Origin of the sequence: Oceanobacter sp. 4_MG-2023 (genome assembly GCF_030689165.1) — a bacterium.
Taxonomy (GTDB): Bacteria; Pseudomonadota; Gammaproteobacteria; order Pseudomonadales; family Oceanobacteraceae; genus Oceanobacter.
The window spans coordinates 47,844-73,320 of the sequence record NZ_JAUYVV010000018.1 but is presented as its reverse complement, the minus strand read 5'-3'; the positions used below and the strand labels follow the sequence as shown (position 1 = coordinate 73,320).

The window sequence follows — 25,477 nt, the reverse complement described above, 5'->3', positions numbered from 1 at the left end:
ACCCGTCAGGCCTGCAAGTCGGCTTCGTGATTCGAAACCATCCGGTGGCCCAGAGTGAGCACCGGATTAAATAGATGCCCCCACAAGCCCGAATTTCAGAACCCATTTCTGAAATTCGGGCTTGCAACCATCAACAGGCACTTTTATAGTTGCTACTAACAACCAATTAACGCAGCCATTAACGAGACACCCATCGCCATGTCCGCCAGCTCGAAACGCGCTCAGGAACTCTACGAAGCAGTGAACCAACTTATCCGTGTTCACCAGTTCCGCGACCGTGATTGCATTTGCCACCACGATGTCTCGGTGGCCCAGTGCTACGCACTGGAAACCCTGGTCAAGCGTGGCCCGTTACGCCTTCAGGCGCTGGCCGATGAGATGTATCTCGACAAAAGCACCACCAGCCGGGTCGTCGACTCCCTGTTGCGCAAGCAATATGTACTCAAGGCCCACGACCCGGCCGACCAGCGCGCAGTGCAACTTTCACTGACTCCTGCTGGCGAAGCGTTATACCAGACCATCCATCAAGACCTGATCGCGGAAGAAGCGTCCATGATCAAAGACGTTCCCGCTGAAGTGGTCGATGGCGCATTGACACTGATCCGGCAGCTGACCCAAGCCGCTCGTGATCGCCTGGGCTCATAGCCCATTTTTTTACCCAATTAGTTGTTAGTAACAACATTAATCATGGAGACCATGCTATGAACAAAACCACATCCCAATTACCGGTTGCCGTTATCGGTGCAGGCCCTATCGGACTGAGTGCCGCCGTTCACCTGCTTGATCAGGGCTACACCCCCATCGTATTTGAAGCCGGAGACCAGGCCGGTGCCAACCTGGCACGCTGGGGCCATGTGCGCATGTTCTCCCCCTGGGCTTACAACGTTGATGCCGCCGCCGCTACATTACTGCAGCAACAGGGCTGGAACCACCCGCTTGCCAGCGATTTCCCGACTGGCCAGGAATTACTGGCACAGTATGTCACACCACTTGCCTCTCACCCGGCCATTGCCCCTCACCTGCAGCTGAATACCCAGGTTCAGTCGGTCAGCCGTCTCAACCATGATGTACTGCGCACCGGCGGCCGTAACGAGTCCCCGTTTGTGCTCCGTGTTACCGGCCCTGACGGCGAACGCGACGTTGTCGCACAGGCGGTGATTGACGCTTCCGGCACTTATCAGACCCCTAACTGGCTGGGAACCCACGGCATTCCAGCACTCGGGGAAAATGCCGCTGCAGACGCCATCGCCTACGGTGTGCCCAATATTCTTGGTGCTGCTCGCGACCAATACGCCAACCAGTCGGTGCTGGTTGTCGGCGGTGGCCATTCGGCGTTTAACGCGTTGCAGGATCTGGTGGTGCTGGCTGAGCAACACGAAGGCATGCGTGTACTCTGGGGGGTACGTAATGCCTCTGTCACCAACGTGGTTCGCTCCCCCGCCAATGATGAATTGCAGGAACGCCGACGCCTGGAAGTCCGCATTCAAGAGCTGTTGGAGCAAGGCCGTATCGAAGTATTTACCGAACTGGAAATCGAAGCCATCGAGCGCCATAACGGCCAGCTGATGGTACGCAGTGGCTCACGTACCTTGCCGCCCGTCGATCGCATCATCGCAGCCACCGGCTTCCGTCCCAACCTGAGCCTGCTGGCCGAAGTCCGTACCTCTCTGGACCCGGCCACACAAAGCCCAACACGACTGGCCCCTCTGATCGACCCCAATCAGCACAGCTGTGGTTCGGTGCCTGAACACGGCCTGGCAGAACTCTCCCACCCGGAACCCGGCCTGTTTATCCTGGGCATCAAGAGTTATGGCCGTGCACCAACCTTTTTGCTGCGTACCGGTTACAAACAAGTGGCCTCGGTTGTTACCGCATTAGGCAGCAACGCCATGTACGCCGCCGCCCAGGCCTCGACGACGGCAGCGGCACCCTCTCCAGCCACGTCATCTTGCCAGGGATGAGCAGGTTGCCTGCACCCGCCCATCGCAGCTTTGTGGCAGCGATGGGCATCAGTCAAATGGTGTCCTGGGGAACGCTGTATTACAGCTTCCCCCTGATTGCCGAGGCCATCTGTCATGAACTGGGCTGGAGCCGTGCGGATATTTATGGGGCTGCCACACTGGGCTTGCTGGCGGCTGCGTTAGCCGCCTACCCGGTGGGGGCTTTGATTGATCGTGGCCATGGTCGTCCATTAATGGTTGGCGCGACGGTGGCTGCTTCCCTTGCACTGCTGGGCTGGTCCAGTATCAACACCATGACGGCGCTGTATGGTGTCGTGATCACTTTAGGAGTACTACAAGCGGCGTTATCTTACGAACCCGCCTTTGCCGTCACCATACGCCAGTTAGGGACGCAACAAGCCCGCTCCGCCATCACCACCATCACCTTATGGGCCGGTTTTGCCAGCACGGTGTTTATACCGCTGCTGCAATGGATGCTCGACAACCTGGGCTGGCGCGGCGCACTACTGGGACTGGCAGCCATCAATATTGCCGTCGCCGCCCCACTGTACTTTTGGGCCATTCGATCAGCCACGGTGGCCGATCACACAACCCGGCACCAGCCCACAACAACCGCATCCCCCAGTTCCCCGGACAATCCTGTTCGGGCGATGCTATACAGCCCGAGATTCTACCTGCTCACCGCTTCTTTCTGTTTTTATATGGCGCTGTTTTCTGGCTTTACCTACCATATTTATCCGCTGCTGGTTGCCCTGTCTTCCGATATTCAAGCCGTCGTGTTCGCCATTGCCCTGATTGGCCCGGCCCAGGTCGGTGCCCGACTATTGCTGCTGTTATTCCGGGAAATCTCCATCAAACATCTTGGCCTGCTGGCCAGCGTTGCATTTCCGCTAGCGATCCTGCTATTAAAAGCACCGCCATCGGCGTTTACACTGGCGGCCCTGTGTGTGCTTTATGGCGGCGCAAACGGCATCTTTACCATCGTGCGCGGCATGGCCGTACCGGAACTGCTGACGCGCCACCACTACGGCAGCATCAACGGCATTATGCTGATTCCCATGTCACTGGCACGAGCGGCAGCACCCTGGCTGATTGCCGTATACTGGACACATTCCGACACACCCGACAACGCCCTCAACCTGATGCTGGCCCTGGCGATATTGGTACCGGTATTGTTTGGCCTCGCACTTGTTACCAAGAGCCCGACACAAGAGCACAAGGCCGGAACATAAATCGCAACAACCACAGACAGAGCCTGTAGCCACAGATACAGGCCCTACATCACTTCCGCTTTATCGTATTTCGTCAGATGATCCATCACAAAAGGACGCCCCTGCACCGCCAGCCACATAACACCGCAGAGCAGCCCCACCACCATAAAAAGGCCACCCAGAGTGGACGTCATATTGCCGGAATGGGCGGCGACAAGCTGCACCGCCATGGCACCGAACATACTGGTGATAAAATGAACAAGCGCCACCGCCGAGCCAGTATCACGCTGCTGTTGTTCCAGAATAAGGTTGGTGCCGGGCACACGCAGGCCGACCACAGCCAGAGTGGCCACGGCGGCACAGGCCGCAAAAAGCCAGGGTGAGCGATCACCAAAGAAGACCAGCATCACACCACTCATCACCAACACCGCAAACCCCATGCGGACGATGGTTTGCACCGGCATCCGCCGCGACAGGCGTAGATACAGCATCGGGCCAATCAGGGCACACACCGCATTCATGGCAAAGATCAGACTGAACGCCTGCTCGGACATGCCAAAGCCATCGATATAGACATAAGCCGCGCTGCCGATAAACGCCATCAGGCACATCGGCGCCATACCAAAAAGCAACACCAGATAGGCAAAGCGCGGGTTGCTCAGCACCGTGCCCAACCGACTCCAGGACTTGACCACCGGCCCGTCATAGCGATTGACCAGACTTTCCCGGAACAGCAACACAAGGGCCGTGGCGAACAGGCCAAACAGGGCGAGAGCCACAAATATTGCATGCCATGAGGCAACACTCAGCAGCACGGCCCCCAACACCGGGGCGACCAACGGCGCGATAACGACCAGCGACATCACAGTGGCAAGAATCCGCTCACGCTCACGGTCCTTGTAAAGGTCTTTAACGATGGCCGTTTCCACCACCGTGATGGCACCACCCCCCAAACCTTGCAAAACCCGGGAAAGAATCAGCGGCTCAATACTGTAAGAGAACACACAGCCAAGACTGGCCAGCACATACAGCGCCAGCCCGATCAACAGAATCGGCTTACGCCCGAACTTCTCGCTCAGCGGCCCCCAAAACAACATGCCGCAGGCATAGGCCACCATATAGCCACCCAGCGTCAGATTTACGGCATCATGGGAGACAGCAAACGCCTCGGCGATCTGCGGCAACGCAGGCAGATAGATATCCATGGTCAACGGCGGAAAGGCACCGAGAATCACCAGCATAAACAGCATCCCGCGTCGGCCTAGCCGTGGTTGTGCCGTTGTCATCGTTTTTTCCTTCTGGTCGGTGAGCTGTCCTCAGTAAGTGAAAGCCCATCTGTGTTTTATATCTGTGTTCTGCCAGCCCGCAAGGCACAAAAAAGCCCGCACGGGCACGCGGGCTTTTTATACCTCATCTATCGGGCGTCTAACACCTGGCAGTCCATCTGCTATTGTATCCGGTTTGATAAGCCATACAGAGGACAACTCTGCTCAGCAGCAATTCCTCTCATTGTGGAAGTCGTCCTCAGTACATCGAACAGCAGCAGAGTCCCTCATTAAAGAAAGGCAAAATCGGGGGAGACTATCCGACCGCAACCCTCTCTATCACCCCTTTCTCAAACAGTTGCTGCAAGATTGCCGCACACTGTTCCCGGATGGTGTCCCGCAGCAAGCGAACCGCCGGCGTGATCGATTGTCGGCTCGGGCAAATAAGCCAAAGCTCTGAAGCAGTGGGTTTGTACTCCGGCATAACGCTGACCACATGGCCCGCCAACAGATCAAACGACATATCGAGGCAGGATTTAACGGCGAGCCCTTTACCTGCAACACACCAGCGCCTGACCAGATCGCCGTCGTTGGCGATGCGGTTGCCACTCATCTTGATCTTGTAGTCGCTTCCACCTTGGGAGAACACCCACACATCGTGGACAATATCCTGCAGCTGGTAAAACACGCCTTTGTGTAACGGCAAATCATGGGGGTGTCTGGGAGTGCCATTAGCCTCAAGGTACTGGGGCGAGGCGCAGAGCACACAGGGGACATCACAGATTTTGAAGCCATACAGATTGGCCTGATCAGGAGAACCGTAGCGCAGCGCGATATCCACAGAGTCACGGTAAAAGTCGATATTACTATCACTGATATGAGAACGCAGGCTGACCCCAGGGTTTGCATCCATAAAGTCGTCCAGCCAAGGCGTGACCAGATTCCGTCCCAGATCCGATGACAAGGCAATACGCAGCTCGCCGTCCACCACATGCAGATCACCTTTCACGCTTTGCCGCGCAAGCTCCAGCATCAATAATGCCTTTTCACACTCGGGAATATAGCGTTCGCCTGCAGCAGAGAGCCGCAAACTGCGAGTCGTCCGGACAAACAACTCTACCCCAAGGGCGCTTTCCACCCGCTTAAGGGCGGCACTGGCCGTAGCACTGCGCATATTCAGACTGGTGGCCGCCGCTGTGATGCTACGAAACTCAGCCACTTTAACCGCCACCTGGAGATCTTCTAACAACATATTTTCAAATTTTATTTGATAATGATTCTTCCATTGTGCTGTTTAAGACGATTAATACAAGCCCTACTATAACTCTCAGATCATCACTGACCGGAGAATCCTTATGAAAGCCATTGGTTACACACAATCCCTGCCTATCCATAACCATGCAGCGCTAAACGATATCGAATTGCCCCAACCGATAGCCACCGGCCGTGACCTGCTGGTCAAGATCAGCGCCATTGCGGTCAACCCGGTGGATTACAAGATTCGCCAGAACGTCGCGCCAGCAGATGGCAACAACAAGGTACTTGGCTGGGACGCCGTGGGCGAAGTCGTGGCCACCGGCGAATCGGTTACCCAATTCAATCCCGGCGACAAGGTTTATTATGCTGGCGACCTCAGCCGGCAAGGCAGCAATGCCGAATATCAACTGGTTGATGAACGCATCGTTGGCAGCAAACCCAAAAGCCTGTCCGATGCCGAAGCGGCAGCACTGCCACTGACCGCCATCACTGCCTGGGAATTACTGTTTGAGCACCTGTCATTGCAGCAGCAGAAGCCAGAGGATAACAGCCGATCCGATGAAGTCATTCTGGTTGTGGGGGCTGCCGGAGGAGTTGGTTCGATTCTGCTGCAACTCGCCAGCACGCTGACCGGCGCCACTATTATTGCCACTGCATCACGGGAGAGTTCACGAAACTGGGTAAAAAAACTCGGTGCCCATTATGTGGTGGATCACACCCAGCCGCTGCCAGCACAAATCGAAGCCCTGGGCATTGGCCAGCTGACCCATGTTGCCAGCCTGAACAGCACCGAATCCTACTTCGAGCACTATATCGACTTACTTGCACCCTTCGGAAAAATCGCGCTGATTGATGACCCTGACACCCTGGATATCGCCAAGATAAAACCCAAGAGTCTGTCGCTGCACTGGGAATTTATGTTTGCCCGTTCCATGTTTCATGCCAAAGACATGGATGAGCAAAGCCGCCTGCTCAATCGCGTAGCGGATCTGGTTGATCAAGGCCATATCCAGACCACCGCCGGCAAAAATCTGGGGACCATCAACGCCGCCAACCTGCGAGCAGCCCACGCAGAACTGGAGTCCGGTCGATCCATTGGCAAGATCGTTCTGCAGGGATTCTGAAACAAGGCACAGGGCACCAAGACCGCTCGATCAACAACCGCTGCCAATAAAGGATACCAACATGACTCAATTAACCATCGTCGCCAATATCACCACCAGAGCAGACAAAATCGATCTGGTAAAGACAGAACTGTTAAAGCTTATTGAAGTTACCCGGGCCGAAGCAGGCTGCATCCATTACGACCTTCACCAAGACAACGAAAACCCCGCTCACTTTATGCTCTATGAAAACTGGGTATCCCGTGAACTCTGGCAAACCCATATGAATGCCCCACATCTGGCCGCCTACCTAGCGGCGACGGAAAGCGCGGTTGTCGAATTTACCCTCACGGAAATGAGCGTCATCAGTTAAAGAGAGCTACCGGGTGTCACTCCCCTTTGACACCCACACGCCTGCATAACCGCAGCGCCCGACCAGAACAGACGACCGGCGTTCAATCGCAAGTCGAGCGACAAAAAAAAGCACAACAGACACGGGATCGGATACGCTCTGGCGCTCTGACATTTCACATGCCGTTAACAACGGAGCAAATCATCCATGAAAATCAACAGTAACTTCACCGTTCCCATCCATGTTCAGCTAGAGGATCTGGACTGGATTTCCAGCCCGACAGCCGGTGTGGACCGAAAAATGATCTATCGCGAAGGTGATGAAGTCGCCAGAGCCACCTCTATCGTGCGCTACGCACCAGGCAGTACATTTCCTGCCCACACACACGCTGGCGGCGAGGAAATACTGGTACTCGATGGCGTTTTCCAGGACGAACACGGCGATTACCCGAAAGGCAGTTATCTGCGCAACCCACCGGGTAGCCGTCATCGCCCCGCTGCACTGTCGGGCTGCACGATCTTCGTCAAGCTGTGGCAGTTTCGCGCCGACGACCAGGCTCAAATCGCCGCCATCGCAACACATCCGCAACGCACCATAGCCAGTATCAAGAACAGCAACGACGGCATCCATCACCCAACTGCCGACGCCGAAACGCTTTTCAGTGATGGCCACGAAATCGTAACGCTGGAACATTATTCACCAGACTCAGCGATCAATATCGCCAACGCCAGGGGCCTGGAAATACTGATCTTGTCCGGAGCCATCAAGGTCGACCATCACACCCTGGAACCCTTGAGCTGGATTCGACTACCCGCCGGTACAGCACTTCAGGGAACAGCAGGGAGCTCAGGTACTCGCTTCTGGATGAAACAAGCACCGCTGCAGCACCCCGACATCTGTGACATAGCGTCGTATTTACAACAAGGGCAACATCCATCATGACACTGCCTAATAACCAGCTTCACGTACATTGATCCGCGCTGGCGGCACCCTGCACTGGATAGCTGGGCACTCTTTGCAATCAACGATATTGCCGCAAATACCAGTATTCAAAAAAGCGCTTGGCGTAATGCATCAGCCGGAGCGGAGGTAATAACAGACTCTTACGCTCCGTACGCTTGATTAAAATACCCTGTGACAAGATATCGATAATGCACACCAGCTCATGCTTAAAGGTCTCAAACTGTTGCGAACCTTTCAGCTCTGCCAGCAGATTACGACTGGCGGCCTTCGCCTGAAGGTCCGCCATATGCGCCTGCTTCGCCTGCCACTCCGGCCCCGGATAACTACCGGAATCCCCGGCGACATAGGTTTTATCCATGCCCTCAACCTGACAATATTCATTCGCCTTGATCAGGCCACCTTCCGACTTGGCAATGGCTGACTCCTGCGACCAGGCGGGGCCAGTCATACCCGGCATAAACAGAATCAGATCCGCGTCGATTGCTCCGCCTTCGGTAATCACTTTATTGGCTTCAAAGCCTTTCATCTTGTTACCCAAATGGGTGCGGATGCCCCGTTCTGCCATCATTTTCAGCACCGCATCAGGCACCTTGTCGCCCAACCGTTTCGCCGGTTTTGGTGACGGGTTGAAAAATACCAGCTCAAACTTATCGCGCCGGCCCTGACGGCGCAGCAGGGTTTCAATACCAAACAGAAACTCGAACATTGGACCGCCACGCATGGCAGAAGGCTCATTCGGATTGGCGCCAAAACCGATGGCAATGGTTCCGCCCGGCATAGCGTTAAGCCGGTCACGGATAGCTTCAGCGGCAGAAATACCTTCACAGGGCGTAATGGCATGCTCAATACCCGGCAGTTTTTTAATAAAACGGCCGCCAGACGCAATAATCAGCCCATCGTTACTGAAGTCACCCTGATTGGTTTTCACGGTACGGCCCTGATCAAGAACATCCTCCACCCTCGCGGCAATATGCTTAACATTCTGACGGCGGAAGAAGTTGGTCAGATCAATGATCAGATCTTCCCCTTTACGCAGGCCTGAAGGAATCCAGATCAGACTGGGCAAGTACACCAGCTCCTGAGAAGGAGAAATCACGGTAATCTCCGCATCTGGAGCGAGTTTACGGATCTCCTGAATCGCAGTCAGTGCGGCAAATCCAGAACCAAGTATCGTGATATTCATAACTTTCTCCTTGTATCCCCGAGGATAAACAGAACAGCTGCTAACACACCCGTCTGATGGCAAAACAATATAACCAACAAGGAATATAACTCACTCTGCTCGCCGGATATACAACAACAGAGCCATCAGAGACAGCGACATATTGCCGCACCGTTGCTGGGTGATGTGATATCGGTACCAGAGTCCATTTTGAAGGCCGGATAGACAAGTACGTGGATTTGTGAGAATGAGCTGACACAGAACTTTGAACACCCTCTAGCCGAGGCCAAGAAAGATGTTGGTGGTTATCTGATGGACTACTACAACCGGCAGCGACCTCATACATTCAACGACGGCATTTCGCCCGTTGCGGCTGAGGAAAACTTTAAAATACTGTCCGGGATTAGTTGACCACTACAAAAAGAAAAAATTCTGTTGACTTATGATGACTGGTAGATTGTCAATATTAAATGATAAAAGGAGCTCTTCATGATCATGACAACAGATGAAATTAACAATTTAAGTGAAGAGGCTGATTCACACATACTAAACAGAGACTATGAAGCCCTAGAAAGTCTTATTGAGAGATTGACATCAGAAAAATTTGAATTTGAACACCCTTTTTATGAGGCTCATTACCTTTACACAATAGCAAACTGCTATTCCTTACTCTACGAGGCCCGAAGAGTTGAATGGTACTCAGACGACCTAATGAAAGCCATAATCTATTACAGAAAATCTCTTCATAGAATCCCAAAACCTGACTGGAATCAAAAGGCTGAAAATATTCAAGCATTTAATAACCTCAAGTCAATGGTTCTAACAAACTTGGCTAACCATCTTTCTTCTCAAGGAAGGGCTTTATGTTGCATACCTCTTTATGATGAAGCCATAGCTATAAATAAAAAAATAGAAGCGATTGCATCAAAGGCTAGAAACCAGCTCTTTCTTGGCGAATCGCTATATGACAACGGGCACAAAGAGTATCACTACTTTATCGCCTACAGGCTTATCAAAGAGGCAGTAGAGAATATCGGACAACTATATCCTGAACACAGAGTCGATTTGGAGGGGGATGGGTATTTAATTAGATTCAAGGAATGGTTCGAGGAGAACTTTGAGGAATCTTCCTTCGATTACTTTTCAGAAGAGTATAACAGCTCAAAAACGAGAAAGGAAAAACAATATCTACAATGGTGCGCAAAGAACAAACTATTTATTAACGACCTAAATGATGTCTGCGATTTTGAAATATCCCATCAGGATGTTCTTGCTCTTCCTTCTTTCTCTCAATCCATAAACTCAACACTCACTATGCATGAAGAGCTAGCGTATCATGGCAACTTCGATGAAATAAAAAATGACTACTGCTACGCACGCTACTTGTTTTTTACTGCCCACAGCATACCTGATGAAGAACAACACTTCTATAACTCAACATATCGACATGTTGACGACATGTCTCACTCGATAAACAACCTAAAAATCAGTCATTACAAAACATCATTCCGGATACTTTATTCATTATTCGACAAAATCGCTTATTTACTAAGTCGCTTTTTTGATCTTAACGATATCAAAGATGACAACATGATAAGCATTGACAATCTATTTCGAGACTTCAAATCAAGTAACTGGAGAAAAAATTGGAAGCCCAATAAAAAGCTAGAAACTAGCGACAATCATTTTATTCATGCTTTATTTTACATATTAAAAGATATTCGCGACGTTAAAAACACTTCATCTGTTTCGAAGTGGATAGACCCAGACGCTAAGGCATTTTCTGAAATTAGGAATGCCATGGAGCATAGATCACTTAAAATAGTAGATGATTTCGGTTATGAGCTAATGACCTCACATAACAGTTATCATGATAGTGAATTAGAAAAACTTAATCTAGAGATTAAAAAAATAAGAGAGAAATTACAATCCCCTTTGCCCCCTGAAGAATCCAAAACAATAGAATCCGACCTAAAAAATCTCGAATCGGATCTTTATGAAAAGAAAAAATTAAGCTCACATTCTCTATCAATACCTATAAGTCAATTTGAGTCCCGGCTAATGACGCTAATAAAACTGACAAGAAACTCAATTATTTATCTATCGCTATCCATCTACTTCAAAGAAAAAAAGCGCCCTAATGATAAAATATACTTGCCAATAGACGTCCCATTAAAAGATTAAATTAAAGATAAGGCGGACTGCACCGCCTTATCTTAGTATTGAGTCCGTTCTCAGCTTCATAATTCAGACCTAGGCATAACAACCTTAGTCATAACCTTTCCCATTTCCTCCTGCGTCGCCTTAGACAGCGTCGAGCAGCCCAGAGGTAGTGATATTGATCAGGATTGTGCATGGTGTCTGGAGAAAATAATACCACCGCTATACCACGCTCAAGCGGTGCTTCCCGCTGCCATCAGTTGCCAAATACTGCCAGATATAAAAACAAAAAAGCCCATGAAATCATGGGCTTAAATGTGTTTTTTGCCAGTTACTACCAGCCAGAGACTAACGGGTGATTATTCCCACTCGATCGTCGCTGGTGGCTTGCTCGACACGTCGTAGGTCACGCGGGAGACGTGTTCTATTTCGTTGATAATGCGGTTGGATACTTTTTCCAGCAGTTCGTAAGGCAAGTGCGCCCAACGGGCGGTCATAAAGTCGATGGTTTCGACGGCACGCAGGGCAATCACCCATTCGTAACGACGCTGGTCGCCCACGACGCCAACGGACTTTTGCGGAATAAATACCGCGAAGGCCTGGCTGGTTTTGTGGTACCAGTCGAAGTTATGCAGTTCTTCAATAAAGATGGCATCGGCTTCGCGCAGGATATCGGCGTATTCTTTTTTCACTTCGCCCAGAATACGAACACCCAGGCCCGGCCCCGGGAATGGATGGCGGTAAACCATGTCGTATGGCAGACCGAGTTCCAGGCCGATTTTGCGCACTTCGTCTTTGAACAGTTCCCGTAATGGCTCAACCAGTGCCATTTTCATATCGTCTGGCAGGCCGCCAACGTTATGGTGGGATTTGATCACGTGGGCCTTGCCGGTTTTGGAGGCGGCGGATTCAATCACGTCCGGGTAGATGGTGCCTTGCGCCAGGAAGTGAACGTCCTTGAGCTTGGTGGCTTCGGCGTCAAAAACGTCGATAAAGTTGCCGCCAATAACCTTGCGTTTGGCTTCCGGGTCAGAGACCCCAGCCAGCGCTCCCAGGAACAGCGCTTCTGCATCGGCACGAATGACTTTAACGCCCATGTTGTTGGCGAACATTTCCATCACCATGTCGCCTTCGTTCTTGCGCAACAGGCCGTTGTCGACAAATACACAGGTGAGCTGGTCGCCGATTGCCTTGTGCAGCAAAGCCGCCACCACCGAGGAGTCAACACCACCAGACAGGCCGAGCAATACTTTTTGCTCACCTACCTGGGCGCGGACTTTTTCGATCTGGTCTTCGATGATTTTTGCCGGTGTCCAGAGTACTTCGCAGCCGCAGATATCCAGAATAAAACGTTCCAGAATGCGTTGGCCTTGCAGGCTGTGGGTCACTTCCGGGTGGAACTGGACGCCATAAAAATGCTTGTCGGCCAGGTACATACCGGCAATGGGGCATGATGGCGTCGAGGCCATCAGCTCAAAACCTTCCGGCATGGCGGATACCTTGTCGCCGTGACTCATCCAGACGTCGAGCAGCGATTGGCCGTCGTCGGTGATGTGATCCCGAATATCGTGGAACAGTTGACCATTCCCTTCCACCTGAATCTGGGCGTAGCCAAATTCACGAATACTGGAACCTTGAACCTGACCACCCAACTGCTCGGCCATGGTTTGCATGCCGTAGCAGATACCCAGCACGGGTACGCCCAGGGTAAAGACACACTCCGGCGCTCGTGGTGATCCGGCCTCGGTAACGGACTCCGGGCCACCGGCCAGAATAATACCGCTTGGGTTGTATGCCAGAATTTCGGCTTCGTCCATGTCAAAGGCACGAATTTCCGAGAACACACCGATTTCGCGCACACGACGGGCGATCAGTTGGGTGTATTGGGAGCCAAAATCCAGAATCAGAATTTTCTGGGCGTGGATATCTTGAGACATAGGGTATCCATGAAAACCGGGCCTTGGCCCTGGGTGAATGTTCAGTTCAATGTAAAATGCAAAAAGGGGACGTTAATCCCCTCTCTTTTAATCCATATAATCCGTAGCGCTCGACCCCTGTGGGGTGGTTCCTCCCGGGCTTGCGCGCATAGCAACCGCACACAAGCCAGAGAGATACACGAATCAGTCACCAAGGCGGTAGTTAGGCGCTTCTTTGGTAATCTGTACATCGTGCACGTGGGATTCTTTCATGCCCGCGCCGGTGATCTGTACAAACTGGGGTTTGGTGCGCATATCGTCGATGGTCGCGCATCCGGTATAACCCATAGCGGCACGTACACCACCCATCAGCTGGTGAACCACATTTGACAGCGGGCCTTTGACGGCAATACGCCCTTCAATACCTTCAGGCACCAGCTTGTCGACGCCTTCTTTCTTGTCCTGGAAGTAGCGGTCGGAAGAGCCCTGGGTCTGACCCATGGCACCCAGTGACCCCATGCCACGGTAAGACTTGTAAGCACGACCCTGGAACAGTTCCACTTCGCCGGGGGCTTCGTCGGTACCGGCCAGCATGGAACCCACCATAATCACGGATGCACCGGCAACCAGTGCCTTGGCGATATCACCCGAAAAGCGTACACCACCGTCAGCAATCACCGGAACGCCGTATTGTTCCATCGCTTCAGCCACGTTGGCTACGGCGCTGATTTGCGGTACACCCACACCGGCAACGATACGGGTGGTACAGATAGAACCGGGGCCAATACCGACTTTAACACCATCAGCACCGGCTTCTGCCAGCGCAATCGCGGCGTCAGCCGTGGCGATGTTGCCGCCAATTACCTGCACATTCGGGTATTTTTCCTTGATCATACGAACGCGGTCGATAACGCCAGTACCGTTCACGTTGGAGGTATGACCGTGGGCGGTATCCACAACGATGACATCAACACCGGCTGCGGCCAGGGCATCAACGCGTTCGTCGGTACCGGCACCGGTACCAACTGCGGCACCGACCAGCAAGCGGCCCTGATCATCCTTGGCGGCGTTCGGAGAGGCTTTGGCCTTGTCGATGTCCTTGACGGTCATCAAACCCACCAGCTTGCCGGCTTCGTCCAGTACCAGGACTTTTTCAATACGGTGCTTGTGCAGCAGATCCTGAACGGTCGCTGGGCTGGTGCCTTCAAGTACGGTGATCAGTTTTTCTTTCGGGGTCATCACGGAAGCAACGGTGGCTTCCAGATTTTTTTCAAAGCGTACATCACGACGGGTCACAATACCCACCAGCTCGCCATTATCGACCACTGGCATACCGGAAATATTGAGTTGGTCGGCCAGCGCCAGTACACCACTGATGGTGGTTGAGCTGGTTACGGTAATCGGGTCTTTGACGACGCCACTTTCGTATTTTTTAACCTTGCGAACCTCGGCGGCCTGTTCTTCTGGCGTCAGGTTCTTGTGGATGATGCCCAGGCCACCTTCTTGGGCGATGGCGATGGCGAGACGGCCTTCGGTGACGGTATCCATTGCGGAAGAAATCAGTGGAATTTTCAGCTCAATACCACGGGTCAAACGAGTTTTCAGAGAAACCTGATTGGGTAGAACTTCAGAATAACCGGGAACCAATAGCACATCATCAAAAGTGAGTGCTTCCTGAGCGATTCGCAACATAGAGAGCCTTCCAGAATGGGGAAATTTGGGAGGTTACCCGAAGTCAAACGCGGTGACGGAAAGCCTAGATCGCTGGCCTGATCCGCCGGGAATATCACGTTTTTAAGCGACCCCGGAGAAACTTAGGCGCGGCATTGTACCCGGAAAGTCTTACTTCGACAACGCCGGACAGGAAAGTCCTGAGAGGAATTCCAGAGTCTGCTGGCGTACTTCCGGCTGGGCAAAAGCAGCGACATGGGGGCCGCTGGCTTCTATCCAGCAGGCAGAGCCAGTCAAATCGGAATACAGTATTTTACCCTGCCCGATACGGATGACCTGATCCTCCGGGCTATGGATCACCAGTACCGGCACCGAAATCGCGGCGGCATAGGCATCGGGGTCCCAGTCGGATGGCAACAACCAGGTGGCAGGCATCAGGGCCCAGCCGATCCAGCTGCGTGAGAACATATCTCTGGCTACCTCAGCGTAGCGGGCCGGTGGCGCTTCCAGCACCAGGGCATCAATGCCATAACGCGCGGCGGAGTCGGCAACAAAAGGTACCGCCAGGCCGGCACCGATACTTTGCCCCATTACCACCAAAGGCCGTTCAGGAAAACGTTGCTGCAACCATGCCGCTGCTGCGTGAAGGTCCTGCAGCACATCCGGCAATAACGGCTGCCCCTGCGAAGCACCAAAACCCCGATAATCCAGCGCCAACAAGCCAACCCCTTGTGCGGGTAACCAGGCAACACTGAGCAGGTGGGAGCTGATATTTTCTGCATTACCGTGTAGATACAGCACCACGGGTAGCGGCTCCTCGGTGTCGGTGTGTGCGGTCTCTGCAGACAATCCGGGGATTACGGAGTCAGTGCCGTGAGCCTTTTGCCCCGGCAGCCACCAGGCATGCAGCAAGGTGCCATCGGCGGCAGTCAGCTCAACATCGTCATACGCCAGCCCCAGGGCGGCGGGTGTTCGAACCCAGACCTGCTGCGGGTGAAAATACAGGCGCGTCAGCGAAGCACAGCCCGTCATCAATACCAGCAAGCCGATCGTACCAGCCATCACAAAACCGCCACGCCACCAACGGCGTAATGCCATCACAACCAGATCCTCACTTTTACGCCATCCAAACCCAAGACATCACAACCAGGCTGTTCACAACCAAGACATCCACACCATCACACCATCAAAACCGCCATTGGTTGGCCACATGACCCGGACCGCCTCAGAAATACCGCCTCAGAAATACCAGTTCAGGCCAAGCGACCATTGCTCAACCCACTCATGTTCAACGCGGTGGGTACTGGCTTTTAACCGGAGTTGTCCGGAATCCAGAATCGTGCGCCCCAACTGCCCTTGCCACTGCTGAAGGTCCAGTTGTTCTCCGGCAATCCCCGGTGTCCATTGTCCCGACAGCTGCCATTGCCATAACGCTCCTTGATACAGCCAGCCCGCCACTGGCCCCGCCGAGAGGTTCCAACCGGCATCACCCAGTTGTTGCCCGGCCATCAGTCGGGTTTCCAGCAGGGTATAAATACGCCCCATGCCATTGGGAGACAGTGGACTTTGGCCCAGCCCCCAGGTGTAGCCAAACACAGTATTCAGATAGCCATGACCGGCCCCGGCACGGCCGTCAAGGTCGGGCAAACGATCGTAGCCCGCATCCACTCCCCAGGAGAGTGGCTTTAACAGCTCCCCTCGACTGGCCAGAGACAAGACCTTGACCGCCGACAATTGCTGTACCCGGGCGCTGGTATCCGGCTGGTGACGCAGCGTCAGGTGTAACATCTGGATTTCAGAACCGGGGACAAAACCTTTCGCCCGATCCATCACATCGTGGTACGCCGGACGCAAGGACAGGTCGGTAAACCGTTTATCGTCCACCGCCCCCATCGCCACACCAACCCGGGTCGAGCCATGGCCAAGGTCATCACGGGTCGGTGCTTGCACTGGTAGTGGAAAGGCACTGCCGCTGGTCTGGTTCAATTGACTGCGCGCTTTCAGAATGGCCAGAGTCTGCCGCCGTAATGCCGGGCTGGCCTGTTTCTTTTTCACCGAGAGATAACGGGCATAGGTAAACGCAAGTTCAAGCACTTGTGCTTGTTGCTGATCATCCAGGTTATTGGGTAACTGCGCCGGTGATAGTTGACCGGCAACCAGTTGCAACGCCAGTTGAACCTGCGCTGGCGAGCTTTGGTATTCCATATTTTCCAGCTCGGCAGCAGCCGATGGCCGAAACACATGTCCGGCGATCAGGTCGGCGGAGTCCAGCGCCCGAATGGTTTCGACCGGAATGGCAGTTAACACAAAGTCATCAGCCAAGTCTGAACGCTCCGTGGCGGCATCGATCATCGCCAGCACCCGGTAGGAGCAATTTTCATCAAAGAAGAAATAATCAAACCCGGTATCTTTCAGCTCCCAGACATGGCGAACAAACTGGTCCACTTCTGTGGGCGTCAGTGCCAGTGGATACTCCCAGACATTACGATATTCCATATGCTGGTATTCACGGGTTTTGACATGGTACGGCATGACCGAAACCACGCCGGGATAGCCTCCGGTCAGCCCCTTATAGCTGAACACCAGTTCGTTATCATCCGGGTTGGCGTTGGCGGCAAAATTCACGCTGTAGGCCAATAACTTGCTCGACGCCGGGTCCTTGCGATCCATACGTATCAAGGTATGGCCATACATGGAAGATGGCGAATTGATATGCGCCGCCGGAAAGACCAGGGTCAGGGAATAAGCATCCAGTGTGGCACGCCAATCCTCAAATGCCGGGCAAGGCTGATCTTGCCAGTCGTATTCTGGTAACTGTTGTTGCAACCAATGATAACGGGCCGGGAAACGGCATTGTGCAGAAATATCCGGGCCGAGACCCCGTTGTAAAAATGCCTGCACATCGGCCTTGAGCTCTTTGCGCAGCCCTTCTTCGCCTTCCAGATGACCATCCGGGTGAGCCAGATAAAAATCCGGCGAATCATTCTGGGCCATCCAGCGAAAACTGAACGGGTGATAACGATAATGCAGCAAGTGCCGCCACTGAGGCGCGTCGGCCAGTGCATCCAGACGCTGTGATTCTGGTGCGGTCAATGGCTGTAGCATGGAGTCAGGCGGAGATGCCAACAGCATGTCAGGCTCAGGGGTGTCGGCTTGCGCCGGAACCAGGCCCAGACAACCGGCAACCGCACACACAATAAAGGCAAGCAAGCGCCGCGACGGTTCGGTCAAAGGGATACCGCTGCTGCAGCCGGGGTAACTATTCATTCACAATGTGCTCACTGATCAAGCCCATCAGATATCCCTCCTGTCGGGATACCCAACCAGCAACCTATCAATCTTTAGGGGACATCTCTATGTGCGTCCATATCGGCAGATCGAAATCGATAACGTAAATAAAGGACACAAAAAAGTGCGCCTTGGCGCACTTTTTCCAGATCACTGTTCAGCAATCTGTTACCTCTGAGCGATCAGATCAGCCCAGGTATTTTTGCAAGCTGGCATCCGCAGCCATCGCAGCAGTCATGGCTTCCAGCGCGGTAGCAGAAGTCGCATTTTCGTTGAACATGGCGTCAAAATCGGCTTGCAGTGCAGCAGCAAAAGTGGCGCGATCAGACAGATCAACACCCACCACTTCGGCCAGCGCATTCAAGGTTTCGCCTTCACCAACGGCAACATCAGCAGCCAGCTGATCCATATTGTCGTCGATAAATGCCTGGGTCAGTCCCTGGGACAGAGGACCATGAGCCGCCTCACAACCCAAGGTGCCAGAGGTCATGCCAAAAGTCTGGTTACCAGAAGTACCGTTAGTCGTGGCTGCCAGTACATGTTCATGCCATTCATTGGCATCGGGGAAAATAACTGCCGTACCCAAGCCACAACCAGCTGGGCCATTCGCAGCCAGTGCAAATGAAGATGATGCTGTCAGAATGGCAATTGCCGCAATTTTTTTCATAGTTTGTATCCTTGAACCGGGTCAATTCATTACGACAACCAGCGTTTTGTTATGTACTCGCTGCCGCACTCCATGGGGGACATTAATATGCCTTATCCACCTCATTTATGGTACCAACAACTGAAACCCTGTGTACGCCCTCGCTCTCATTTCCGCTGATGCAGCCAAAAAACAGTTGTACCACAGATGAACAATCACCACACAAAACCATCCCCTCTTCTGGTCAAAGCCCGGCGGCTATGGCAGCCTCTGCACAAACCCTGTTCGAGATCACCATGCCCTCACCCACCCCGCCCGCCGTGTTTACGGTCAGTCAACTGAATGAACGCGCCAAGCAACTGCTGGAAATATCCTTCGCCAATGTACGGGTAGAAGGAGAGTTGTCGAGCCTTGCCCGCCCGTCATCAGGCCATTGGTATTTCAGCCTGAAGGATCGCGGTGCCCAGGTGCGTTGTGCCATGTTTCGCTCTCGCACTGCGCAGTTAACTTTCTCGCCCAAGGAAGGTGATCAGGTTGAAATTCGCGCCAAGGTCAGTCTGTACACTGCCCGAGGGGATTACCAGCTGATTGTCGAGAGCATGAAACCGGCCGGAGAAGGGGCATTGCTACTGGCTTTCCAGCAGCAAAAACAACGACTGGCCGCCGCAGGGCTCTTTAATCAGGAGCACAAGCAGCCGATACCCAAAGCCCGCCGCCTGGCCATTATCACGTCATCCACCGGTGCCGCTCTGCACGATATTCTGACGGTGTTACAACGCCGTAATCCGTCCATTGAAGTGGATGTCTACCCGGCTCTGGTACAGGGACAGGACGCGCCAGCACAGCTGGTGTCTGCCCTTGAACGCGCCAACCGGGATCAGCGTGTGGATGTGATTATTCTTGGCCGTGGTGGTGGCTCACTGGAAGATCTCTGGTGTTTTAATGATGAAGCGCTGGTGCGGGCGGTGTTTACCTCGCGCTTGCCCGTGATCAGTGCTGTTGGTCACGAGGTGGATTTTACCCTCTGTGATTTTGTTGCCGACCTGCGCGCACCAACGCCATCCGCAGCCGCAGAGCTGGTCAGCGACGATCAGTCCAGTCGTTATCAGCAACTGGCTCAGCTGTTACAGCGTCTGCTACGGAGCCAGCGCCAGTCCTTACTGACCGCCAGCCAGCAACTGCAGCATCTGCAACAGCGGTTACGTCACCCAGCCCGGCAACTGGAACAAAACGCCCAGCAGCTCGACCAACTGGAGCAGCGGTTAATGGCGTCCTGGAAGCAGCAACAACAGCACCGCCAGTGGCACATCCAGCAATGGCATCAGCGGCTGCAGCACCAACATCCACAAACCACGCTGGCGGCGTTGGGCAGTCAGAACGACCAGTTGGGTATTCGCCTGCGCCATGCCATGCAACGTCTGTTGCAGCAGCGCCAGCAACAGTTGGGTAGTCAGGCGCAGCTGCTCAACAATCTTAGCCCGCTCAATGTATTGGGCCGGGGTTATGCCTTGTGCCAGACCCCCGATGGTGATGTGATTCGTGATGCCCAACAGCATCATGCCGGGGAGCGGGTTCATGCACGACTGGCCCAAGGCTGGCTGGAGTGTGAGATCATCACCCCGCACCCGGACACCGACGGAACGAGCACCTGAGCCGGACACCTGAGCCAACCATAGACATCGCGTACACAACGACAACGCCCGCAGATCCAGCGGCAGATACAGACAAGCAAGAGAAGGAAACAGCAATGATGCAGGATTCCAACACAAGCCGCCCAGCCACAACGACTTCCGGCAGCCTCTCAAACAGCCAGCCAGCCACTCGACGGAACACCACGCTGGCCAAATCCGCCCGTCTGCTATTCGCCACCATGACGGGACTGTGCCTGACGCTACCGGTCAGCGCCGATACACAGCAACAGCCACCCAAACAACCACTGCCCAAGCAACAACTGGTGCCTGGTGGTGTCGCCCTGTTCGACCTTGGCAACAGCGCCACTCCCCCCAAAGTAGAGGTCGGCGGTCGTCCAGTGATGACCATTAATAGCGGCGATGGCGACAACCATCACTGGACCGCCGTCGTCGGCATTGACCTGAAATCATCGCCAGGTCAACGCACCTTGACGATTAACGGCCAAAAACAAACCTTCGACGTTACCCCCCACAGCTACGCCGAACAGTGGTTAACGGTAAAAAACAAACACGTCAATCCCAGTCAGCCCGCGCTGGAACGTATCCGTGCCGAAAGCCGCAAGATGAAAAGTGTCTTTACGTCCTTCACTCCGGTTTCCGGCCAGCAAGCAACGGCTCCGTGGCAACCGATGATCTGGCCGGTAACAGGGCCAATTTCCAGCCCCTTTGGTTTACAACGCTTTTTTAATGGCCAACGCCGCAATCCGCACAGCGGGCTGGATATTGCCGCCGCCACCGGCACCGAGATCATTGCCCCGGCGCAAGCCACCGTGGTGCAAACCGGGGATTATTATTTCAACGGCAATACCGTGTTGCTGGATCACGGCCAAGGGCTGATTTCGATGTTTTGCCACTTGAGCCGTATTGATGTGCAGCCAGGAGACCAGCTGGAGGTAGGCGATCACGTTGGTCTGGTGGGCGCAACCGGGCGAGTTACCGGGCCACACCTGCACTGGACGCTCAGCCTGAACAACGCCCGGATAGATCCCATGCTGTTCCTGGAACCCAAACCGGAAGCTGCCAGCGAGACCGTTCAGCCCTGACGCCAGCCCGCCAGACTAATCCTCTGGCTGGCAATGGCGAATCAGACCTTCCTGGGCGATCGAGGCCACCAGCTTGCCATCGGCAGAAAACACCTGCCCGCGACAGAACCCCCGGCCACCGGAAGCCGTGGGGCTGTCGATGCTGTACAGCAGCCAGTCATCCATCCGGAACCGCCGATGAAACCAGATGCTGTGATCCAGGCTGGCAACCTGCATTTCTTTCTGGAATACCGTTACCCCATGGGGCAACAAAGCCGTTGTGATCAGATTGAAGTCACTGGCGTAGGCCAGCAAGGTCGTGTGATGACGAATGCTGTCGTCCATGGTGTCATCACTGCGCATCCACACCGTTTTGTGTGGTGGCCGTACTTCTGGCGAGAAAATATTAACCGGATCGACAACCCGCATCTCAACCGGCTTGTCGGCGGTATAAATCGGTCGTAAACGCTCCGGGAAACAATCCCGCCACTGCCGCGCCAGCTCCACCTGCGACGCAATGCCTTCCGGGCCTTCGGCGGCAGGTTTCGCGACCTGATGCTCCAACCCGGCCTCCGGGCGCTGAAACGAGCATGTCATGGTCATCACCGCTTTGCCCAGCTGGCTGACCAGCACTTGCCGGTTGGCAAAACTGCGGCCATCCCGCAGCACCGAGACTTCAAATTCCAGGCTGTCCTTGACATTGCCGGGACGTAAAAAATAGGAGTGCAAGGAATGGGGTAGCCAATCGCGATGAATATCACCTGGCAAGGTTTGGGTTGCCGCGGATAGTGCCTGACCCAGAACCTGTCCACCGAACAGGTTTTTAAAGCCAAGATCCTGACAGCGACCTCGAAAACGGTTCACTCCAATTGGCTCCAGGTCGAGTAAACCAATCAACTCATCCAGAACATCACTCATGCCGGGTTCCTTTTATAATTATAATCAATCGCCTGATGATATCAGCGGCCAGCGTTCCAGGAAAAATACCCGGGCAATGACCGCCAGGTTATTTTTCTTTTCAAGCTTCAGTGCAGTACGCTTGTTGTACTTTGCCAGCGCCGTATAATGCCCGGCTTTTTTCATTTACCTTTTTTATTCCTCCGCGGAGCTTACCCGCTTTTATGTCAGATCTGTACCAACCCGGCGTTACGCCAGCGCACTACCCGCAACTACTGGAACAAAAGTGCCAAACCCTGACGCAACGACTGTCTGAATTTGATCCCCCGGCACTGGAAGTGTTTGCCAGCCGGGTAACGCACTTTCGCTTGCGGGCCGAATTTCGTCTTTGGCACAGTGGCGACCGCTGTTTTTACGCCATGTTTGACCCGGAAGACCGCAAAAAACCGCTGGAAGTGCTCGATTTCCCCATTGCCTCAGAACAGATCAACGATCTGATGCAGCGCTTGCTGGCCGAGTTGCAAGACAACCAGCCACTGCGACGCAAACTGTTTCAGGTTGAGTTTCTCACCACTCTCAGTGGCGATGCCTTGATCACGCTGATTTACCACAAAAAACTCGATGCCGATTGGGAAGTGGCAGCCCGTGCCCTGATGGCGCGTATGAATGTCGCCATTATTGGCCGTTCGCGCAAACAGAAAGTTGTACTGGAACGCGACTATGTTACCGAGCAGCTGAGCGTCGATGGCCAGACCTATCGTTATCGCCAGATTGAAGGCGGCTTTACCCAGCCCAATGGTGAGATGAACCAGAAAATGCTCAGCTGGGCGCGTCGCTGTTCCGCAGGAATTGGCGGGGATCTGCTTGAGCTTTATTGCGGTAACGGCAATTTCTCCATCGCTCTGGCCAACTGTTTTGATCGGGTTATGGCCACTGAAATTTCCAAAACCTCCGTGGCTGCAGCCCAGGTCAATATTGCCGATAACCAGATCGACAACCTGATTATCGCCCGCCTCGCCAGCGAGGATTTTGTCCAGGCTTTACGCGGTGAAAAGCAGTTTGAACGGCTGAAAGACGTCGATCTCAGCAGCTATGATTTCCGCACCGTGCTGGTCGATCCGCCCCGGGCCGGACTCGACGACGAATCCGTCAAGCAGGTGCAGGGCTACGACAATATCATCTATATTTCCTGTAACCCGGAAACCCTGCAAGCCAACCTGCGACTGTTATCACAAACCCATACCATCCAGCGCTGCGCACTGTTTGACCAGTTCCCCTATACCCATCATATTGAGACCGGTGTGTTACTCACCCGGAGACCTGTCTGATGGTTGATCCCTGGAAAAACGCCCGCAGTGGCAAACTCGGTTCCCGCTCTTCTGCCCGCACCCGGCGCAGCGAGACACATCCGCAAAAAACCACGGCTAACAATACTGACACCTCTGCTGATTCCAGCCCTGCCGGCAACGCCGCCCGGTCGCATCAGTCCATCACGGATACACCACAGGCAGCCACCATGACCGACTCAACCCCAACCAGCAGTGAATTTGCAGCCCTGGATTTACCCGCAGAACAAATCGATAATCTGCGCACCATGGGTTACACCGCCATGACGGCTATCCAGCAACTGGCCCTGCCGCTGGCGCTGGACGGTAAGGATCTGATTGCCCAGGCCAAAACCGGCTCAGGTAAAACCGCCAGCTTCGCCATTCCACTGCTGACCAAGATCAATCCGCGCTTTTTTGGCGTACAGGGTTTGATTATGTGCCCGACCCGCGAACTGGCATCCCAGGTAGCCACCGAGATCCGCCAGCTGGCCCGTTATCTGGCCAATATCAAGGTCGTGGTATTAAGTGGCGGTGTATCCATTGGCCCACAAATCGGCTCACTGGAGCACGGCGCTCATATTGTTGTCGGCACACCGGGACGCCTGAAAGATCACCTGCGCAAAAACACACTGGACATCAGTCAGGTACACACTCTGGTACTGGACGAAGCCGATCGCATGTTAGATATGGGATTCAGCGACGACATCCAGCACATCATTGGCCACACTCCGGAAGACCGCCAGACGTTGTTGTTCTCCGCCACCTACCCGAACAACATCCAGAAACTGAGCGCTCAATACCAGCAGTCGCCAGAGATCATCAAGGTTGAATCCACTCACACCAGCAACAGCATTGATCAGCGCCTGGTCTTGTGTGATCGCCACCAGCGCCCGGCCGCTCTTGAACGGGTGTTAGCACACTTTGATATTCAACAAGCAGTAGTGTTCTGCAACACCAAGCAAAGCACCGAAGAAGTCGCCCAGCAGCTGAAATCACTGGGCTTTATTGCCCGGGCGATCAACGGCGACCTGGAACAACGCGACCGCGATGCCATTTTGACCCAGTTCAAGCAAGGCTCTGCCAACTTCCTTGTTGCTACCGACGTCGCAGCACGGGGTCTGGATGTTGACGACTTGCCAGCCGTGATTAACGTCGAGGTACCACGCGAGCTGGAAGTCTATACCCACCGTATTGGTCGCACCGGTCGGGCTGGCAAGGAAGGGATTGCCATCACCCTGATCGGCGACAGCGAAGATAACAAACGCAAGGCGCTTAACAACCAGCAAGGTATTGATATTCCTTGTATGGCTGTTGAGGAACTCAGCATCGATACCCCAATCCCGGTGCTGCCGGAATTTGCCACCCTGTGTATTGCCGCCGGGCGCAAACACAAAATGCGCCCCGGCGATGTGCTGGGAGCACTCACCGCACCCGGTGGCATCCAGGGCAAGCAGGTTGGCAAAATCCACGTGCTGGACATGGTGTCTTACGTTGCCGTTGAACGAACCGCCGCCCGACAAGCTGTTGAGGTCTTGAACCAGGGCCGGGTCAAGGGCAAAACCATCAAGGCCAGAAAGCTCTAAG

Annotated in this window: 21 protein-coding genes; 11 read left to right on the top strand and 10 right to left on the bottom strand. The window is 53.9% G+C overall.

Translation table 11 applies throughout. From position 1 onward, the window contains the following. Positions 1–198 precede the first annotated feature (198 nt). The 3 genes from Q8W24_RS12775 to Q8W24_RS12765 are packed head-to-tail and all read left to right on the top strand — an operon-like array spanning position 199 to position 3,193. Entirely contained in the window at positions 199–645 is a 447-nt protein-coding gene (locus Q8W24_RS12775) for a MarR family winged helix-turn-helix transcriptional regulator (RefSeq protein WP_303432022.1), read from the top strand. A 56-nt stretch (positions 646–701) separates the two neighbouring features. After that, positions 702–1,961, top strand: coding sequence for an NAD(P)-binding domain-containing protein (locus Q8W24_RS12770; RefSeq protein ID WP_305475524.1), 1,260 nt, complete (start codon positions 702–704; stop codon positions 1,959–1,961). 5 nt (positions 1,962–1,966) lie between these two features. Further along, complete coding sequence (locus Q8W24_RS12765; protein ID WP_305475522.1) at positions 1,967–3,193, top strand: MFS transporter; 1,227 nt, start codon at positions 1,967–1,969, stop codon at positions 3,191–3,193. Between the two features lie 44 nt (positions 3,194–3,237). On the opposite strand, the gene Q8W24_RS12760 is transcribed toward Q8W24_RS12765, so the two are convergent. Beyond that, the gene (locus Q8W24_RS12760) at positions 3,238–4,458 is read right to left on the bottom strand and encodes a multidrug effflux MFS transporter (protein WP_305475521.1); all 1,221 of its coding nucleotides are present in this window, start codon (positions 4,456–4,458) and stop codon (positions 3,238–3,240) included. A gap of 295 nt (positions 4,459–4,753) precedes the next feature. Further along, on the bottom strand, positions 4,754–5,689 hold the full coding sequence (locus Q8W24_RS12755; protein WP_303432018.1) for a LysR family transcriptional regulator: 936 nt from the start codon (positions 5,687–5,689) through the stop codon (positions 4,754–4,756). Between the two features lie 103 nt (positions 5,690–5,792). Here Q8W24_RS12755 and Q8W24_RS12750 point away from each other — a divergent pair, with 103 nt between their 5' ends. The 3 genes from Q8W24_RS12750 to Q8W24_RS12740 all read left to right on the top strand — a co-directional run bounded on the left by Q8W24_RS12750 (position 5,793) and on the right by Q8W24_RS12740 (position 8,091). Next, positions 5,793–6,818 carry a zinc-binding alcohol dehydrogenase family protein gene (locus tag Q8W24_RS12750; protein WP_305415264.1) on the top strand — a complete coding sequence of 342 codons (1,026 nt, stop codon included), beginning with the start codon at positions 5,793–5,795 and terminating at the stop codon, positions 6,816–6,818. Between the two features lie 61 nt (positions 6,819–6,879). Further along, on the top strand, positions 6,880–7,170 hold the full coding sequence (locus Q8W24_RS12745) for a putative quinol monooxygenase (protein WP_303432016.1): 291 nt from the start codon (positions 6,880–6,882) through the stop codon (positions 7,168–7,170). A 186-nt stretch (positions 7,171–7,356) separates the two neighbouring features. Further along, positions 7,357–8,091, top strand: coding sequence for a cupin domain-containing protein (locus tag Q8W24_RS12740; protein WP_305475520.1), 735 nt, complete (start codon positions 7,357–7,359; stop codon positions 8,089–8,091). Between the two features lie 79 nt (positions 8,092–8,170). Here the strand turns inward: Q8W24_RS12740 and Q8W24_RS12735 are convergent, their stop codons facing one another. Continuing rightward, positions 8,171–9,295 (bottom strand): NAD(P)/FAD-dependent oxidoreductase, encoded by a 1,125-nt coding sequence (locus tag Q8W24_RS12735; protein ID WP_305415268.1) that lies wholly within the window; start codon positions 9,293–9,295, stop codon positions 8,171–8,173. Positions 9,296–9,763: 468 nt separating this feature from the next. On the opposite strand from Q8W24_RS12735, the gene Q8W24_RS12725 reads away from it, so the two are divergent. After that, positions 9,764–11,458, top strand: coding sequence for an LA2681 family HEPN domain-containing protein (locus Q8W24_RS12725; protein WP_305475519.1), 1,695 nt, complete (start codon positions 9,764–9,766; stop codon positions 11,456–11,458). A 335-nt stretch (positions 11,459–11,793) separates the two neighbouring features. Here the strand turns inward: Q8W24_RS12725 and guaA are convergent, their stop codons facing one another. The 5 genes from guaA to Q8W24_RS12700 form a co-directional block, all read right to left on the bottom strand. Continuing rightward, positions 11,794–13,371 (bottom strand): glutamine-hydrolyzing GMP synthase, encoded by a 1,578-nt coding sequence (guaA, locus tag Q8W24_RS12720; protein ID WP_303432008.1) that lies wholly within the window; start codon positions 13,369–13,371, stop codon positions 11,794–11,796. 183 nt (positions 13,372–13,554) lie between these two features. Then, positions 13,555–15,042 carry an IMP dehydrogenase gene (guaB, locus tag Q8W24_RS12715; RefSeq protein WP_303432007.1) on the bottom strand — a complete coding sequence of 496 codons (1,488 nt, stop codon included), beginning with the start codon at positions 15,040–15,042 and terminating at the stop codon, positions 13,555–13,557. 150 nt (positions 15,043–15,192) lie between these two features. Then, positions 15,193–16,119: an alpha/beta hydrolase gene (locus tag Q8W24_RS12710; protein ID WP_305475518.1), complete on the bottom strand. Its 927-nt coding sequence runs from the start codon at positions 16,117–16,119 to the stop codon at positions 15,193–15,195. Positions 16,120–16,260: 141 nt separating this feature from the next. After that, entirely contained in the window at positions 16,261–18,288 is a 2,028-nt protein-coding gene (locus Q8W24_RS12705) for a DUF4105 domain-containing protein (RefSeq protein WP_305475517.1), read from the bottom strand. A 208-nt stretch (positions 18,289–18,496) separates the two neighbouring features. Then, positions 18,497–18,976 (bottom strand): DUF3015 family protein, encoded by a 480-nt coding sequence (locus Q8W24_RS12700; protein ID WP_305415278.1) that lies wholly within the window; start codon positions 18,974–18,976, stop codon positions 18,497–18,499. A gap of 239 nt (positions 18,977–19,215) precedes the next feature. Here Q8W24_RS12700 and xseA point away from each other — a divergent pair, with 239 nt between their 5' ends. Together xseA and Q8W24_RS12690 are read left to right on the top strand one after the other, a co-directional pair. Continuing rightward, on the top strand, positions 19,216–20,607 hold the full coding sequence (gene xseA / locus Q8W24_RS12695) for an exodeoxyribonuclease VII large subunit (RefSeq protein WP_305475515.1): 1,392 nt from the start codon (positions 19,216–19,218) through the stop codon (positions 20,605–20,607). 95 nt (positions 20,608–20,702) lie between these two features. Next, a complete protein-coding gene (locus Q8W24_RS12690; protein WP_305475513.1) occupies positions 20,703–21,689 on the top strand; it encodes a peptidoglycan DD-metalloendopeptidase family protein in 987 nt (328 codons plus the stop codon). Between the two features lie 15 nt (positions 21,690–21,704). Here the strand turns inward: Q8W24_RS12690 and Q8W24_RS12685 are convergent, their stop codons facing one another. Next, the gene (locus tag Q8W24_RS12685) at positions 21,705–22,586 is read right to left on the bottom strand and encodes an acyl-CoA thioesterase II (RefSeq protein WP_305452229.1); all 882 of its coding nucleotides are present in this window, start codon (positions 22,584–22,586) and stop codon (positions 21,705–21,707) included. Between the two features lie 24 nt (positions 22,587–22,610). Continuing rightward, positions 22,611–22,751: a hypothetical protein gene (locus Q8W24_RS12680; RefSeq protein ID WP_303432000.1), complete on the bottom strand. Its 141-nt coding sequence runs from the start codon at positions 22,749–22,751 to the stop codon at positions 22,611–22,613. Positions 22,752–22,789: 38 nt separating this feature from the next. On the opposite strand from Q8W24_RS12680, the gene trmA reads away from it, so the two are divergent. Both trmA and dbpA read left to right on the top strand, forming a co-directional pair. Beyond that, positions 22,790–23,893, top strand: a complete 1,104-nt coding sequence (gene trmA / locus Q8W24_RS12675; protein WP_305415284.1) for a tRNA (uridine(54)-C5)-methyltransferase TrmA — start codon at positions 22,790–22,792, stop codon at positions 23,891–23,893. Continuing rightward, a complete protein-coding gene (gene dbpA / locus Q8W24_RS12670) occupies positions 23,893–25,476 on the top strand; it encodes an ATP-dependent RNA helicase DbpA (RefSeq protein WP_370693332.1) in 1,584 nt (527 codons plus the stop codon). Before trmA ends, dbpA begins: the two co-directional genes overlap by 1 nt. Position 25,477 lies beyond the last annotated feature (1 nt).